This window comes from Bacillus infantis (assembly GCF_050107595.1).
Classification (GTDB): domain Bacteria; phylum Bacillota; class Bacilli; order Bacillales; family Cytobacillaceae; genus Bacillus_AB; species Bacillus_AB infantis_C.
On record NZ_JBNILH010000005.1, the window covers coordinates 14876 to 28066 of the forward strand.

General features: G+C 44.6%; 21 protein-coding genes. 7 read left to right on the plus strand and 14 right to left on the minus strand.

Annotation, left to right across the window (positions count from 1 at the left end; genetic code table 11):
- Positions 1-138: 138 nt before the first annotated feature.
- On the minus strand, positions 139-618 hold the full coding sequence (locus ACQCVH_RS11670; RefSeq protein WP_426835853.1) for a YusW family protein: 480 nt from the start codon (positions 616-618) through the stop codon (positions 139-141).
- An 86-nt stretch (positions 619-704) separates the two neighbouring features.
- Positions 705-1049: a hypothetical protein gene (locus tag ACQCVH_RS11675; RefSeq protein ID WP_426835854.1), complete on the minus strand. Its 345-nt coding sequence runs from the start codon at positions 1047-1049 to the stop codon at positions 705-707.
- 120 nt (positions 1050-1169) lie between these two features.
- Here ACQCVH_RS11675 and ACQCVH_RS11680 point away from each other — a divergent pair, with 120 nt between their 5' ends.
- Together ACQCVH_RS11680 and ACQCVH_RS11685 are read left to right on the plus strand one after the other, a co-directional pair.
- Positions 1170-1406 (plus strand): hypothetical protein, encoded by a 237-nt coding sequence (locus ACQCVH_RS11680; RefSeq protein WP_426835855.1) that lies wholly within the window; start codon positions 1170-1172, stop codon positions 1404-1406.
- Positions 1360-1734 carry a GNAT family N-acetyltransferase gene (locus ACQCVH_RS11685; protein WP_426835856.1) on the plus strand — a complete coding sequence of 125 codons (375 nt, stop codon included), beginning with the start codon at positions 1360-1362 and terminating at the stop codon, positions 1732-1734. The genes ACQCVH_RS11680 and ACQCVH_RS11685 overlap by 47 nt, the downstream gene beginning before the upstream one ends.
- A gap of 54 nt (positions 1735-1788) precedes the next feature.
- On the opposite strand, the gene ACQCVH_RS11690 is transcribed toward ACQCVH_RS11685, so the two are convergent.
- The 4 genes from ACQCVH_RS11690 to ACQCVH_RS11705 form a co-directional block, all read right to left on the minus strand.
- Positions 1789-2898: an AI-2E family transporter gene (locus ACQCVH_RS11690; protein WP_426835857.1), complete on the minus strand. Its 1110-nt coding sequence runs from the start codon at positions 2896-2898 to the stop codon at positions 1789-1791.
- Between the two features lie 100 nt (positions 2899-2998).
- A complete protein-coding gene (locus ACQCVH_RS11695; protein WP_426835858.1) occupies positions 2999-3184 on the minus strand; it encodes a hypothetical protein in 186 nt (61 codons plus the stop codon).
- An 83-nt stretch (positions 3185-3267) separates the two neighbouring features.
- Positions 3268-3435 (minus strand): hypothetical protein, encoded by a 168-nt coding sequence (locus ACQCVH_RS11700; protein ID WP_426835859.1) that lies wholly within the window; start codon positions 3433-3435, stop codon positions 3268-3270.
- Between the two features lie 66 nt (positions 3436-3501).
- Entirely contained in the window at positions 3502-4371 is an 870-nt protein-coding gene (locus ACQCVH_RS11705; RefSeq protein WP_426835860.1) for a dimethylarginine dimethylaminohydrolase family protein, read from the minus strand.
- A gap of 128 nt (positions 4372-4499) precedes the next feature.
- On the opposite strand from ACQCVH_RS11705, the gene ACQCVH_RS11710 reads away from it, so the two are divergent.
- Positions 4500-5081, plus strand: a complete 582-nt coding sequence (locus ACQCVH_RS11710) for a YitT family protein (RefSeq protein WP_426835861.1) — start codon at positions 4500-4502, stop codon at positions 5079-5081.
- Positions 5082-5111: 30 nt separating this feature from the next.
- Here the strand turns inward: ACQCVH_RS11710 and ACQCVH_RS11715 are convergent, their stop codons facing one another.
- Positions 5112-6428, minus strand: a complete 1317-nt coding sequence (locus ACQCVH_RS11715) for a hemolysin family protein (protein WP_426835862.1) — start codon at positions 6426-6428, stop codon at positions 5112-5114.
- Between the two features lie 74 nt (positions 6429-6502).
- Positions 6503-6946 carry a MerR family transcriptional regulator gene (locus tag ACQCVH_RS11720; protein WP_426835863.1) on the minus strand — a complete coding sequence of 148 codons (444 nt, stop codon included), beginning with the start codon at positions 6944-6946 and terminating at the stop codon, positions 6503-6505.
- Between the two features lie 348 nt (positions 6947-7294).
- Here ACQCVH_RS11720 and ACQCVH_RS11725 point away from each other — a divergent pair, with 348 nt between their 5' ends.
- The 3 genes from ACQCVH_RS11725 (at position 7295) to ACQCVH_RS11735 (ending at position 8912) form a co-directional block, all read left to right on the plus strand.
- Positions 7295-7582 (plus strand): hypothetical protein, encoded by a 288-nt coding sequence (locus ACQCVH_RS11725; protein ID WP_426835864.1) that lies wholly within the window; start codon positions 7295-7297, stop codon positions 7580-7582.
- Between the two features lie 117 nt (positions 7583-7699).
- A complete protein-coding gene (locus ACQCVH_RS11730; protein ID WP_426835865.1) occupies positions 7700-8548 on the plus strand; it encodes an MBL fold metallo-hydrolase in 849 nt (282 codons plus the stop codon).
- A 67-nt stretch (positions 8549-8615) separates the two neighbouring features.
- The gene (locus ACQCVH_RS11735; RefSeq protein WP_426835866.1) at positions 8616-8912 is read left to right on the plus strand and encodes a hypothetical protein; all 297 of its coding nucleotides are present in this window, start codon (positions 8616-8618) and stop codon (positions 8910-8912) included.
- Between the two features lie 53 nt (positions 8913-8965).
- Here ACQCVH_RS11735 and ACQCVH_RS11740 read toward each other — a convergent pair whose 3' ends face one another.
- Positions 8966-9175: a hypothetical protein gene (locus ACQCVH_RS11740; RefSeq protein ID WP_426835867.1), complete on the minus strand. Its 210-nt coding sequence runs from the start codon at positions 9173-9175 to the stop codon at positions 8966-8968.
- A 146-nt stretch (positions 9176-9321) separates the two neighbouring features.
- Positions 9322-9645: a hypothetical protein gene (locus ACQCVH_RS11745; RefSeq protein WP_426835868.1), complete on the minus strand. Its 324-nt coding sequence runs from the start codon at positions 9643-9645 to the stop codon at positions 9322-9324.
- Between the two features lie 261 nt (positions 9646-9906).
- Between ACQCVH_RS11745 and ACQCVH_RS11750 the strand changes: the two genes are divergently transcribed.
- Positions 9907-10041 carry a hypothetical protein gene (locus ACQCVH_RS11750; protein WP_257991015.1) on the plus strand — a complete coding sequence of 45 codons (135 nt, stop codon included), beginning with the start codon at positions 9907-9909 and terminating at the stop codon, positions 10039-10041.
- Positions 10042-10065: 24 nt separating this feature from the next.
- On the opposite strand, the gene ACQCVH_RS11755 is transcribed toward ACQCVH_RS11750, so the two are convergent.
- The 4 genes from ACQCVH_RS11755 to ACQCVH_RS11770 all read right to left on the minus strand — a co-directional run bounded on the left by ACQCVH_RS11755 (position 10066) and on the right by ACQCVH_RS11770 (position 13057).
- Positions 10066-10824 carry a LamB/YcsF family protein gene (locus tag ACQCVH_RS11755; protein WP_426835869.1) on the minus strand — a complete coding sequence of 253 codons (759 nt, stop codon included), beginning with the start codon at positions 10822-10824 and terminating at the stop codon, positions 10066-10068.
- Positions 10811-11788 (minus strand): 5-oxoprolinase subunit C family protein, encoded by a 978-nt coding sequence (locus tag ACQCVH_RS11760; RefSeq protein ID WP_426835870.1) that lies wholly within the window; start codon positions 11786-11788, stop codon positions 10811-10813. Before ACQCVH_RS11760 ends, ACQCVH_RS11755 begins: the two co-directional genes overlap by 14 nt.
- Positions 11779-12480 (minus strand): 5-oxoprolinase subunit PxpB, encoded by a 702-nt coding sequence (pxpB, locus tag ACQCVH_RS11765; protein ID WP_426835871.1) that lies wholly within the window; start codon positions 12478-12480, stop codon positions 11779-11781. Before pxpB ends, ACQCVH_RS11760 begins: the two co-directional genes overlap by 10 nt.
- A gap of 73 nt (positions 12481-12553) precedes the next feature.
- A complete protein-coding gene (locus ACQCVH_RS11770) occupies positions 12554-13057 on the minus strand; it encodes a CBO0543 family protein (RefSeq protein WP_426835872.1) in 504 nt (167 codons plus the stop codon).
- Between the last annotated feature and the right edge of the window lie 134 nt (positions 13058-13191).

Here is a 13191-nt window from a genome sequence, read left to right on the forward strand (position 1 = left end):
GTTAAGCGGAGGATAACTGTTCAGATTATAGAAGGAGGGCCGCAAATACCGCTTTCAGCAGCAGAGCCTTTTATTTCCCATTCAGGAACACAGTAAAAAATCTGAAGGGCTAAGTCCAGCTGTCCCTTCAGATTTCGTTTATTTTGAATAAGTTTTTTCTGTACCATCCGTAAAAGTTACTTCAACTTCAATATTTTCATAGTCTTCGTTAAGATCAAGGCCTTGTATTACCTGTACCAGTACCTCATCCTCAGAAGACTCTTCATCAAAAGTAAATTGCTTGAATGCTTCCAGCAGCTTGTCCAGCGCTTCATCTCCGTTTAATTCTTCATCATTTAAACCATCTTTGATCTCAGCTTCCATCGTATTATTTCGATCATATTCGTAGTCAACTTCATACGATTTCATATCCGGATACTCAGCATCAAGCTCAAAATCTGTAAAATTGATGCGGGAGAAATCCTCAACCGGCTGTTTATTATCTGTATTCAAATCATCTTCCTGGCTAGGTGCGCTAGGGGGCGGATCCTGGACTTCATTCTCATCATTCCCGCAGGCAGCAAGCGGCAGCATCAGAAGGGCGGCTGCTATTGGATTCAATAACTTCGATTTTTTCATGACAGACCTCCTATTTCGTTTTTATAATATGTATATTTCCTATTTCGCTATATTAAAAACGCATATGAGAGGTTTTCTGTTCTGATCTACTCTGCTGCAGGCAGCAGCCGATCCTCTGAAAAGCATATTTCATGGAAAAAACTTTTCAGCAGCAGCCATCTGGCTGGATAGGCAGCAGCGAAGTCAGAAGCAGATTGTTCATTATAACATACGAGGCAGTCCAGCATCATTCTGCCTTCCTTCAAGTCATAATAAAGGGCATGCAGGTTTTCATAATGATCATTAAGCTGCCAGCGGTTCAGCTTAACTGAAGATATTCGGTTTATTTTCATATATTCTTGCGCTGACTTCTTTTGGATTTCATGAATACTTTCTGGCGCATAATCTCCAGCTGCCTGTCTTTCATTGATAAAATAAATGCCTTTCTTCATCTATGAACCCCGTTCCTGTGTTTTCTACCACTATTGACAGAAAAAACTGAGTTCATACAGGAAAGAACAGAAGATTATAGAATTCTTATATTAGAGTGAATATTAATGTGGAGGCTTATAATGAGTGTATTATTTGAAAATGGCAGCCTGAAAGTAAGAGAACTGGAAGATAAAGATAAATTCCACCTTGTCCGCTGGCTGCAGGATCCGTCTGTGCTGAAATATTACGAAGGCAGGGACAATCCTCATTCACTGCAAATGGTCGATGAGCATTTCTATAAACGGGATCGTTATGTAGCTGCCTGTATTTTTGAATGGGAAGAAACAGAACTGGGATATCCAGTTCTATTCGCTTGATGAAGAAGAAAGGAAGAAATACGGATACGATCCGGGTATTTCTGTCTATGGGATAGATCAGTTCATCGGGGAACCAGAATTCTGGGGAAAAGGGATCGGAAAGCTGCTCGTCCAGTCTATGATCAACTATTTAATAATAGAAAAGGGAGCAGACCTGGTAGTCATGGATCCCCAGACATGGAATGAAAGGGCTATTGCCTGTTATGAGAGCTGCGGAATGCAAAAAAGAAAGCTTCTCCCGAAAAACGAATACCACGAGGGTGAATGGAGAGATGCCTGGCTGATGGAATATGAAAAAAAAGCGGGAAAGACTTGTAAGGAAAATTAAAAGTGAAAAACCAGCAAAAAAGGAAGCAAACTCAGCTGAGTTTGCTTCCTTTTTTTATAGGAGCGTATCAGAGCCAGAGGCAACACTTTCTCTTCTTGCCCTCAGGAACCGTACAAAGTTCATGACGATTGTTTTTACAACCGCATATGTTGGAATAGCAAGGATCATTCCCAGGATACCTGCAAGGTTTCCTGCCACAAGCAGCAGGATGATGATAGTGGCAGGGTGAGTGTCCAGCCTTTTTCCAAGGATGAGAGGAGAAAGGATATTCCCTTCAACCTGCTGGGCAACAGCAATGACGATGATCGCCAGAATGGCCTTTGCCGGGGAATCGAACAGCGCGATCAATACAGCAGGCGCCCCGCCGAGAAAGGGACCGACATAAGGAATGATGTTCGTGACAGCGACTATCAGCGCCAAAACGAGTGCATATGGCAGGTCAATGATCATATAGCCAATGAAGGCAAGAGTCCCGACGAATAAAGCCACGGTTACCTGTCCCTGTATGTATGCTGCCAGAGTTTCTCCTGTCTCCTTCAGCGTCTTTAAACCTTCGCTCCGATAAGAAAGAGGGAGGAATTTGGATATGGCAGCCGGAAACCTTCCGCCATCCTTGAACATATAAAACAGCAGGAAGGGAACTGTTACAATTGTGACTGTAATATTGGCGACAAGGCTGAATACATTGGAAATTCCGTTTGTCACCCTGTCAGGGATCGTGTTGGCAAACTCCATCAGTGACCTTTCCAGATTTTCAATCGGGACATAATCCTGATTCATGACCCATTTGAACTGCTGCGAGCTTGAGAGATTTTCTATGTAGATTCTTGTTCTTTGTGCATATGTCGGCAGATCATTGAATAAGGCTGTAACCTGCTTTGAAATGATAGGAACAAGGCTGCCGATCACCAGGACAATAAGGCCGATGATAATCAGATAAATGATTACAATGGCAAGGGTCCTCGGCAGTTTTCTTGCCTGGAGGAAATTGACGACCGGATTAAGCAGGAAATAGAGGAAGCCTGAGATGATAATCGGGAAAAACAAGGTAGACACAAAGATTCCGATTGGTTCAAATAAAAAGGATATTTTGGATGATACGTAAATGATGGCCACAATCAGAAGGATCTGAAGAGACCAGAATTGGATGTTTTTTTTTGTCACAGAATTCACCTTTCACTTTCTTCCTGTAAAAAGTATAACAGATGTTAGAATAATTTTCCTGAAATTTACGATATTATGTATATAAAGCGGGCATCACCATTTAAGCGGCAAAATAAAAAGACCCAGATTGGCCCTTATGTTTGGATTTGTATAAAAGATCTTTCTTTGTTTTTGTCTTTCTTTCAGACATATCAAGTAATGCATAAGGGCTCCTTTTGCTTTCCGGGTTTCTTTTTCCTTCACGCACCATTTTAGTGCGCAGCTTCTTTGCCTTGGATCTTGCCATCACATTTACACTCCTGTCCTTAGGGAATGTATTTATTTTATAATATCCCGGTCATTCAAACAATGGGTTCTTAGACCGGGAAGCTAAATTTTTTCTGCAAGCTTCTCCTTTGCCTGCTTCAGTTTGGCGGCCATTGCCTTTTCGAGTTTTCCTGGTCCATTCATATAGCGGCAGATTCCGTATATGAAACCTTCTTCAAAAAGAATAAGCAATAATAAAACAGCAATGGCTGCAGCAAAAAGATTCATCAAGCATCATGCCTCCCGAAACCAGTCATATATAAAGCATATGAAAGGAAGGGAGGCATAATGAACATTTTATCCTCTTAGGCCGGGGCTTTCTCTCAATACAGGAAGGGTGCAGCAGCGGAAGGCTCCCCCGGACTTAATGATTTCGGTTATATCCACTTCAATTACCTCGAAGCCTCTTTCTTTCAGCTGCCTGTTGACATTTTCATTAACCGTCAGGCTGAAGATCTTCTTGTCCCCGATGCATAATACATTCGTACCCAGTGAAAATTGTTCTTCTTTGGATACTTCTATCAGATGATATCTGGATTTAATGTATTCCAGTGCTTTTGGGTCGATTTCTCCAGGATAAATCAATGCCTCGTCTTCAGAAATGACATTGAAGACACAATCGAGATGAAGGAATTTATCTGTAAAAGGGACTGTTATCACTTCATGATCTGGCAGAAGCGATTTCAAATGGGCTGCAGCTTTCTCATTCGTCCTGTCACTCAAGCCGACATAAACAGTATTGCGGTCTATGACGATATCTCCGCCTTCAATTTTTTCGCCAATCAGGTTGAAATAGGAGGTCCGCTCCTTTTCCAGCCATTCTTTGAACACATCTTCCTCGCCCTGCCTGACCCTGCTCGCCATTTCTGCCACAAAAACGGTCTGGCCGAGGGTAAAACCGATATCCCTCGTGAAAACCTGTTCAGGATATTTGCCCCGGGCAGGGAGGAGGTAAACCTCCACACCGTATTGCTCTAGTGTTTTAACAAAATTGCGGTGCTGCTCCAATGCCTTTTCAATATCAATGCCTTCTTTAAGAAAATGGCGCTGGGTCTCGTTGATCACATCTTTAATGGTCATATGCTCCGGTTCACAGAGAACCACTTTTTTCAGCCGGTCATATTCGCTTCCCACATATGCCGGCATATCTGGCGTTTGCTTTACCATAATATCCTCCTAAAATCAGGTTACTTCCTTTACTATTCACCTAAACCAGGCTAGTTATGAAAAAAGCTCATACTATCCCTGGGACTGGCTTCATATACTAGAGGACATGCAGCAGCCAGGAGTGTTCAATGATGATATTTAAAAAATCGGCTATCATCCTTACCGGATGCCTTCTTCTTTCTCTGGGGATAAACGGTTTTCTAATTCCTAACAAGGTTCTTGATGGCGGTGTAATCGGCCTCGGTTTGATCTGCAATTACTTATGGGGATTTGAAGCAGGTTTGTCCATCCTCCTGATGAGCGTTCCCATATTCGCTCTTGCCTGGTTCAAGGATAGAGGTTATTTTTTCAACAGCCTGCACGGTTTGCTGCTATCCTCCATCTTAATCGATATCATGAACCCAGTCAGCAGGTCTCTTCCATATATCGACCCTGCCATCGGCTCTATTGCCGGAGGGGCGCTTGTCGGCCTGGGCATAGGCCTGATGCTCCGCTATGGCACGAGCACAGGGGGGACAGACCTATTGGCTCAATTTATCGCGGATCTTTCAGGAATGAATGTGGGGATAGTAATCTTATTGATTGATTCCCTTGTCATCTCTATCGGAGGTCTGCTTGTTTCAGGAGATACCTTCATGCTTTCTCTTATCACGATCCTGACAGTAGGGCTGGTCACAAGCCTATGCACCTATCGGACCGCAAAAGAGTAGGGAAGGTGCATTGGGTGACAAAAAAAGCCCTTACTCAGGGCTTTCTTCTTCAGCCAGTCTCCTGACCTCTATAAAAACAATATGATGGCCTTCCAGTTCTTTGACAGTAAAGGAGTAGTTTTCCTCAATGATTTCTTCCCCCTGGACTACATCATACCGCTGGGAAAGGAACCAGCCGCCAAATGTATCAACATCCTCTTCGGGCAGGTTCGTACCAAGGAGGTCATTGACATCTTCGATAAGGACCTTGCCGCTGATGATATAATGGCCTTCAGCCAATTTGCGGATATCGGAAATTTCATCTGCATCAAATTCATCCCGGATCTCACCGACGATTTCTTCGATGATATCTTCTACTGTCACAAGTCCTGCTGTCCCGCCATATTCATCCAGCAGCAGGGCCATATGGGTCCGCTCCTTCTGCATTTTTAGGAGAAGATCATGGATCGGAATCGTCTCAATGACCCTGATGGCAGGCTTCAAAAAAGCGGTGATGGGAGCACCTGTCAGCGTTTCCCTTTTTACGGTGGCAGTCAGGATGTCCTTAATGTTGACGATTCCTTCAATATTGTCTTTATCGCCATTTATGACCGGATAGCGTGTGTACTTCTCCTCACGGATGATACCGAGGATATCCTCTACACTGTCATCGATGGAAAGGCTGACGATTTCCGTCCGAGGCACCATGATTTCCTTGGCGAGCCTGTTATCAAATTCAAAGATATTATTTACATATGTCAGCTCTGATTTATTGATCTCACCGCTCTCATAGCTTTCAGAAAGGATAATCCGGAGCTCTTCTTCTGAATGGGCCAGATCATTTTCAGAAGCAGGCTTGAGACCGAACAAGCCGGTAAGGATCCTTGCTGAACCATTGAGCGCCCAAATGAAAGGAAACATCAGCTTATAAAACAAAATCAGCGGCTTAGCAAACAACAGGGTAATTCTTTCCGACAGCTGTATGGCCATGGTCTTAGGAGCCAATTCGCCGACCACAACATGCAGAAATGTAATGGAAGCAAAGGCAATCCCGAAGGATAAAAGATGGGTGAGCGATGGATTAAGCTCCAAACTCTCAAAAAGAGGATGAAGCAGCTTCTCGACCGTCGGTTCCCCAAGCCAGCCAAGGCCGAGCGCTGTGATAGTGATTCCCAGCTGGCAGGCAGAAAGGTATTCATCCATATGGGTAATCACATGCCTGGCCGCCTGCGCTCCAGGTTTATTTTCTTCAATCAGCTGGTCGATCCTCGAACTTCTGACTTTGACGATTGCAAATTCTGCTGACACAAAAAAAGCGGTTAAAGCAATTAAAAGTGCAACTAATACCAAATTGATAAATATGTCCAACGAATCGCCTTACAGAGTAAGGCTTACACCTCCTGGATGAGTAAAAAAGTCTGCTGTAAGTTCCGGCAGGAGGGCTACATCAATAAAAGGAGAATGGTCTGCATGAGGGATATGCTTTCAGCAGAAAGATGCTTTTTAAGAGCTTCCTTCTTCAGTCCTTTATCCTCCAGATTTTGGAGCAGCTCGGAAAGCTCCTTATCCAAACCGGATATCTTTACTTTAAGTGTTTCATAATCGGTAAGATCTGATTCTTTTTCCTTTAGTCTGTTCTTTATTTCTTCCAGTGAAAAGCTGTTCCTTTTGCACTGTTCGATATATTTAAGGGTATCAAGAGCTTCTGCATCATAGTAGCGGTAATTGGAAGCAGAACGCCTTGCTTTGATAAGGCCGATTTGTGTGTAATAATCTACCGTACGCTTCGTTACATTCGCCCTTTTTGCAATCTCTCCGATTTTCAGTTTCTCTGCCCCAAACTCATCGCCTCCCCAGCAGAACGTTTTAGTTATAGTGAAAATCATAATCCTATTTATTTAAAATCACAATCATTAAGTTTTGGCGGGAATGGAATTTTCTTATGAGGATAGGGTAAAACCTATAAAAAGGACAGGGAGGGATTTTCTTATGGACTCTACAAATCCGTTTTGGCAGACTGTGCTTTCATTCTTGCCGCTTATTATTATTGCTGCGATTGTGGTTGCCTTTCTGGTCTACCGAAAAAGCAAGAGCAGGCGTTAGCCTGGCATGGCCCGGCAATAAGCCGGGTCCCATTTTAGTTGAAATAGCGGGGCAGCTTCAATTAACATGATACATAACAGAGATCCTGGCAATCCTGTCTCTATATAAAATAAAGGGGGAAACTGACTGATTTGGCACACCGCTGTTCGCATCCTTATCGTATATTCAGCAGAAAAGTGGAGTGGAATGAACAAAAAGTGATTGAAACCGAATGCCACCTCCACCTATATGACGACCGGGTCGTCGCAGAAGACCGCGAATTCAGGCTGGCTGATATCTATGATGTCTCCTACCGGGAACAGTCTTCCTTCGGCTTTTTGTACTTGCATACAAACCACGGTCTTTATCCCTATAAAGTCTATATCAGTCCTGAGGATTTCATCAGGCAATACCGCATAGCTGCAGGCAAGGCCATTTAAGCGGCTGGCAAAAGCATCCCGGATGGATGCTTTTTTTTCGGATGAAACAGAACATGAGAGCGACTATTTAAGCTCAAGAAGGGTAAAGATAGGCAGAATAGCAGAGGAGCTGATTGCATGAAAGAGAGTTCATCAACCAACCGTTTTCTCCCGGTTGCTTCAGCAGCAAGCGGAGATATGAAAGATATCACCCCTGACGTCCATTGCCTGCCGATTCAAATTGTCAATGTCTTTTTTGCTGAGGTAAATAACGATTCCAATGATTGGGTGCTGATTGATGCAGGCATGCCTAAATCGGCAGGAAAAATTATTGAAGCAGCTGAAGCTCTCTTCGGTGAAGGAGCTGCACCAAAAGCAATCATCTTGACTCATGGGCATTTCGATCATATTGGAGGGATAATCGGACTGCTTGAAACATGGAAAGTGCCAGTTTACGCACATGAGCTCGAGCTCCCATATTTAACAGGGAAGAAGGATTATCCTAAGCCTGACGCCAGTGTCGAGGGCGGGATGATTGCCAAGATGTCGCCGCTGTTCCCGCATGAAGGGATCGATATAAGTGAATATATCCATCCGCTTCCTTCTGATGGGTCTGTTCCTGCATTGCCGGGATGGAGATGGATCCACACACCCGGACATTCTCCGGGCCATGTTTCCCTGTTCAGGGAGGCAGACAGCCTGCTTATTGCCGGAGATGCTTTTGTGACGGTAAGGCAGGATTCACTTTATAAAGTCCTTGTCCAGGAAGAAGAGGTGAACGGGCCGCCCCGTTACTTGACTACGGACTGGAAAGCCGCAGAAAAATCTGTCTTAAAGCTGGCTGCATTGAACCCTTCGGCGGCTGGAACAGGGCATGGCCGTCCGATGTCAGGCCCAGGATTGGCAGAGGGCTTGCAGAGGCTTGCGGATCATTTTGGCGAATTAGCCGTACCGGACCATGGCAAATATGTCGAAGGGAACAGCTGACAGGACTTTTTTGTGTGCATAAAATCTTCTGCCCCGCCCAAACTAGAGAAAAAAGGGGCTGTATATCATGATTTTCTATGCATGCGTGAAGTATGAGGACCATGATCCCAATTCATATAAAGGGATTGAAGTGACTACATTGGGCTCCAATGATAAAGTGGCCGAATTTGAATCTTATGACCCGCTGGAGGATTACCGTAATTTTGCCAGCTGGGCTGAAAGTGTCGGCGAAAATAATGTAGGGTTCTGTGACACTTTCAAGGCATTTGCCCATGATTACAGACAGGTTTCAGAAGAAGATTCAGAAAAAATGATCTCTATGCTGTATGGGGACCATGGCAGCTGCGGCTATGAATATTACTGACAGGCTTTTTACGCTGATAACAGCAGAAAAGCCCTGGGCATCCAGGGCTTTTCTTACTGCTGTTCTTCATCAAAATAACTCTCAAAGCTAATCCGGTCTGTCAGTTTTTCATTTTTGTAATATGGGTTTTCTATTGTTGAGTTCTCAGGATCCAAATTGGTTTTGATGACGAGGAAAGGCTCTGAAGAATGCTGTGCAATGAGCCTGTCATCCAGCTCCCTGAAATCAGGCATTTTTTCACTTCCCGGCTTAATGGGATCCATGCTTCCACCTCCTGACCTTAGGTTGCTGCCGGCAGGAACACGTTATCCAGGAAAGCAGTGGAAAAAAGAAAAGCAGCTCCATCGGGATGACGGAGAGCCAGAAAAATGAGTACTAGCAGTAAATTATTCTTTGTGCAGCAGGGACGCTAGCCTGTCTTTTCCGGCATGATTTGCAAAATGAACTGCTTGGCCTTTTCATCAATGAAAAGGCAATATTCCTCCTGATCCTTCAGGTCCAGCAGATTTCTCAGCTCCATTGGAATATGGATGGACCCATTATCAGAAACAACCCTTTTGTTTTCAGTACTTCTGGGATCTGCTTTTCTGATTAAAATTTTCTTGTCTTCATCTTCGAACTCCAGATCGGCAAGCCTGCCGGGGAGAAGGTCGAATTTTTTCCTCCAGGGACTTGGCAGCAGGACTTTTCCGGTCTTAGTAAAATTTTTGCATTTATAGACGCTTTGCATCATAACACTTCCCCGAATTGTTTTACTGACTCTCTGCTGAATCACGTGTTCGAGCTTACTTACTACATAGCACGTGAAGGAGGGAAGAAAACCTCATATTGCATACGAGGGAGGAAAAAAGGGACTTTTTTTATCATACAGAGCCCGCTTCTCTGGAAGAATATGAATAGTTGTGTTCCAGCTTAAGTTTAACCAGGGAAAAATAAGGAGAAAGTACAAAGGGGCTGCATCCTGTTATATGCCTATCTAAAAGGAGGAAGAAATATGAAGGATGAAAAGAAGCTGATGAGCGAGGAAGAGCTTGATGCACTCCATCATGTAATGGAAGAGCAGATCGCTTATATTCTTGTAGATGAAGAAGAAGAAAGGTCCAGGGAAGAGCAGAAGGCTGAAAGGTAAGAGGGGGGAGACACCCCCCTTTTTTTATCTGTAAGAAGCAGCCTCAATACCTCTGTCCTTCAGGGCGGCATGAAGCGCTGCCGCAAACTCCAGCGAATGGAGACCATCACCATGGAGGCATATGGTATCTGCTTTGATTTCAATCTCATTTCCATTCCGGCTGACAGCTTTATTTTCCAGGACCATTTTCAGCACCTGACCGACTGCTTCTTCTGCAGTAGTGATCAGGGCATCGCTGCTTGATCTTGAAACAAGCGTTCCGTCATCCTCATATCTTCTGTCCGCAAACACCTCATGCGCAGCTCTGATTCCGATCCTTTCCGCTGCCCTGGTGCTCTCGCTGTTATGAAGCCCAAAAAGGACGAGTTCATCGTCCACACTCTGAACAGCCTTTGCCACCGCCTCTGCAAGCCGTTTATCACCCGCACACATATTATAAAGCGCCCCATGAGGTTTTACATGGCTGAGCCTGCCGCCTTCCGCTTTAACAAAAGCAGACAGTGCGCCGATTTGATATAACACCAGATCGAAGGCCTCTTCAGGATCAATATCCATTTTTCTTCGGCCAAATCCCTGGAGGTCAGGCAAACCCGGGTGCGCACCTATGGCCGTCCCATGCTGAAGGGCAAGCTTGACTGTTCTGCGCATTGTCCCTGGATCTCCTGCATGGAAGCCGCAGGCAATATTAGCAGATGTGATATAAGCCATGATTTCCTCATCGGATCCAATCTTGAAGCTTCCAAAGCTTTCACCGAGATCACAGTTCAAATCAATTTTCTTCATTTATGCGCACCTCTTTCTCCCATTTTTCTTTCACTATTTTTGTCATGTATGCTATTGTTTTTGCATGATTCTTATAAGCAGTTTGTGCTTCATCCAAGGAGGCAGCAGCAAACCTGATCTTATCTCCCGGTTTTTTCTGTGCAAGGATTGGAATGTCTGCGGACAGGACCTGGGCGATTTTCGGGTATCCGCCTGTTGTCTGCCTCTCAGCCATCAGGATGATGGGGTTGCCGTCAGCAGGCACCTGGACTGTCCCGGATGATACTGGTTCTGTAATCATTTCAATTTCCCTTGCTTTTGTGAGCGAAGGGCCCTTCAGCCTGTATCCCATCCTGTCAGAATCTGCTGAAATAGTAAATTCCTGCTCTGAAAACTGCTTAATAGCATCAGGAGAAAACCAGTCAGACTGCCTGCCGGGCATCACCCTGATCTTATCATGCTGAAGATAAGATGTGAGTGAGGGGGAGAGGCTCCAGCTTCTGCTGAATCGGCCGGTGGATTGTCTGATAGGAAGGACATCGTTTTTTTCTAATGTTCTGCCCTCCAGGCCGCCAAATCCTGCTTTCAGATATGTGCTCCTGCTTCCCATCAGAGGGGGCACCAAAATGCCGCCATGGAAGGCCACATATGTACGGCATCCCGCCTTCATTCTGCCAAAAGAAAGAACATCTCCTTTTTTTGCAGTGATCGGCTTGCCTGAATGGATATTGATGCCGTTCAGCTTTGCTTCTGTTTCTGCGCCAAATAAGCTGAAGATGCTATCCTTTTCGAAGAGCAGCCTGGGTCCAATCAACGTAATTTCAAGAACTGCTTCATCATTGAAATTGCCTGCTGCCAGATTGGCAAGTGTATAAGAGAAAAGATCCATTGCACCAGATGGCGATACCCCGATATTTTGGAATCCTTTTCTGCCTGCATCCTGGATCGTCGTCATTAGTCCCGGCTTAAGTATTTTTATTCCCATAGGCTGCTGCCCCCTGACTGGAATTCTGCTTCTTCAATCGGAAAAAAACGCAGACGGTCCCCGGGCTTAAGCAAGCTGGGTTCTTCCCTTTTTGGATCGAATAACTTTATCGGTGTCCTTCCGATAATCTGCCAGCCTCCAGGAGTCTCGTTTGGGTATATCCCTGTCTGCCTGCCAGCGATGCCCACCGAGCCAGAGGGAATCTTCAATCTTGGGGAAGTTTTGCGCGGAGCCGCTATGCGCAGATCCATCCCGCCAAGGAAAGGGAAGCCGGGAGAGAAGCCAAGAAAGTAAATCTCGTAGTCTCGTTTACTATGCATCTCTATAACTTCTTTTTCAGACAATCGATTTGAACGGGCTACAAAAGCCAGATCCGGGGCATGTGCTCCTTCATAGCAGACAGGGATTTCCAAAAGCCGCGGTGAGACGCCATCCAATTGTATTTCTTCTCCGAGCTTTTCATCAATTAAAGAAGAGGCTGTCTCAAAGGGAGAAAAAGTGCCGATGGCATAGGGGTCATAATGAACAGCCAATGTATGAAAGGCAGGGACGCATTCAATCATGCCCCTGAAAGGTTTTTTTGATAAAAGGGAAGCCGCTTTCCGGACTTTTTGATTGCTTTCCGGGTCGATGCTGCTTCCGAATTCAAGGATGATGCAGCTGTCGCCTGCAGCATATGAACGATAAGGCATATTTGCACCAGCTTTCTCTAAGTAGTCAGAAACAAACAAGTATACTGACTATTGTACAAGATAGGTGCTTGATTTAAAAGGCAAGCTCAACCGGCACTTTAAAAAGCCAGACCAGCAAAAGGATGATCACACCTGAAAGGCCGTAAGTCAATAAGGGCCTCATATGATGCAGCCTGATCATTATGTACATCACCGGGTAAAAGAGAAGCTCCATCCAATATTGATAGCCATTCTCAAAAACAATCATCCCTGTTGCAGCAAAAGGGAATTCTGCCGCAAAAGAAAGAACGCTCCAAAGTATTATATACCGGAGTCTGCCGCCCTTTTCCGGGTAGAATGACAGGTATAATACCGTAATTGCTGGTAGTATGGCGAATGCATGAAGCAGCTCTCCTGCAAAATGCGATTCTAATGGAATGCTTTTGTGCTTCCATAATAGATGATCCTTGCAGATAAAATTGTACAAAAGCACCAACACAGAGGTATAAAGCATCGTAGGGTGATAGGCACGCCAGTTTTTCCATGCTTTCAAATAGCCGGCGCAAACAGCCAGGATAATGGATAATGTAATGTTCATCTTCTGCACCTCAATAGGAGAAATCATCTTATAATTTACTTTTTTTGTAAAAAATACACCCGCCCATTGATATTTATTAAATTAAACGATGGCAGCGGCTGGATATTGATCAAGCATGAAAATTTTTCACGGGA

What these genes read in the sequence shown, in the direction of transcription:
- ACQCVH_RS11675 (WP_426835854.1), bottom strand. Translation starts at nt 1,049, where the DNA reads ATGAAGAAAGGCATTTATTTTATCAATGAAAGACAGGCAGCTGGAGAT.
- ACQCVH_RS11705 (WP_426835860.1), bottom strand. Translation starts at nt 4,371, where the DNA reads ATGGTAAAGCAAACGCCAGATATGCCGGCATATGTGGGAAGCGAATAT.
- ACQCVH_RS11720 (WP_426835863.1), bottom strand. Translation starts at nt 6,946, where the DNA reads ATGATTTTCACTATAACTAAAACGTTCTGCTGGGGAGGCGATGAGTTT.
- ACQCVH_RS11680 (WP_426835855.1), top strand. Translation starts at nt 1,170, where the DNA reads ATGAGTGTATTATTTGAAAATGGCAGCCTGAAAGTAAGAGAACTGGAA.
- ACQCVH_RS11755 (WP_426835869.1), bottom strand. Translation starts at nt 10,824, where the DNA reads ATGAAGAAAATTGATTTGAACTGTGATCTCGGTGAAAGCTTTGGAAGC.
- ACQCVH_RS11670 (WP_426835853.1), bottom strand. Translation starts at nt 618, where the DNA reads ATGAAAAAATCGAAGTTATTGAATCCAATAGCAGCCGCCCTTCTGATG.
- ACQCVH_RS11735 (WP_426835866.1), top strand. Translation starts at nt 8,616, where the DNA reads ATGATTTTCTATGCATGCGTGAAGTATGAGGACCATGATCCCAATTCA.
- ACQCVH_RS11760 (WP_426835870.1), bottom strand. Translation starts at nt 11,788, where the DNA reads ATGGGAATAAAAATACTTAAGCCGGGACTAATGACGACGATCCAGGAT.
- ACQCVH_RS11750 (WP_257991015.1), top strand. Translation starts at nt 9,907, where the DNA reads ATGAAGGATGAAAAGAAGCTGATGAGCGAGGAAGAGCTTGATGCACTC.
- ACQCVH_RS11710 (WP_426835861.1), top strand. Translation starts at nt 4,500, where the DNA reads ATGATGATATTTAAAAAATCGGCTATCATCCTTACCGGATGCCTTCTT.
- ACQCVH_RS11695 (WP_426835858.1), bottom strand. Translation starts at nt 3,184, where the DNA reads ATGGCAAGATCCAAGGCAAAGAAGCTGCGCACTAAAATGGTGCGTGAA.
- ACQCVH_RS11730 (WP_426835865.1), top strand. Translation starts at nt 7,700, where the DNA reads ATGAAAGAGAGTTCATCAACCAACCGTTTTCTCCCGGTTGCTTCAGCA.
- ACQCVH_RS11740 (WP_426835867.1), bottom strand. Translation starts at nt 9,175, where the DNA reads ATGGATCCCATTAAGCCGGGAAGTGAAAAAATGCCTGATTTCAGGGAG.
- pxpB (WP_426835871.1), bottom strand. Translation starts at nt 12,480, where the DNA reads ATGCCTTATCGTTCATATGCTGCAGGCGACAGCTGCATCATCCTTGAA.
- ACQCVH_RS11745 (WP_426835868.1), bottom strand. Translation starts at nt 9,645, where the DNA reads ATGATGCAAAGCGTCTATAAATGCAAAAATTTTACTAAGACCGGAAAA.
- ACQCVH_RS11770 (WP_426835872.1), bottom strand. Translation starts at nt 13,057, where the DNA reads ATGAACATTACATTATCCATTATCCTGGCTGTTTGCGCCGGCTATTTG.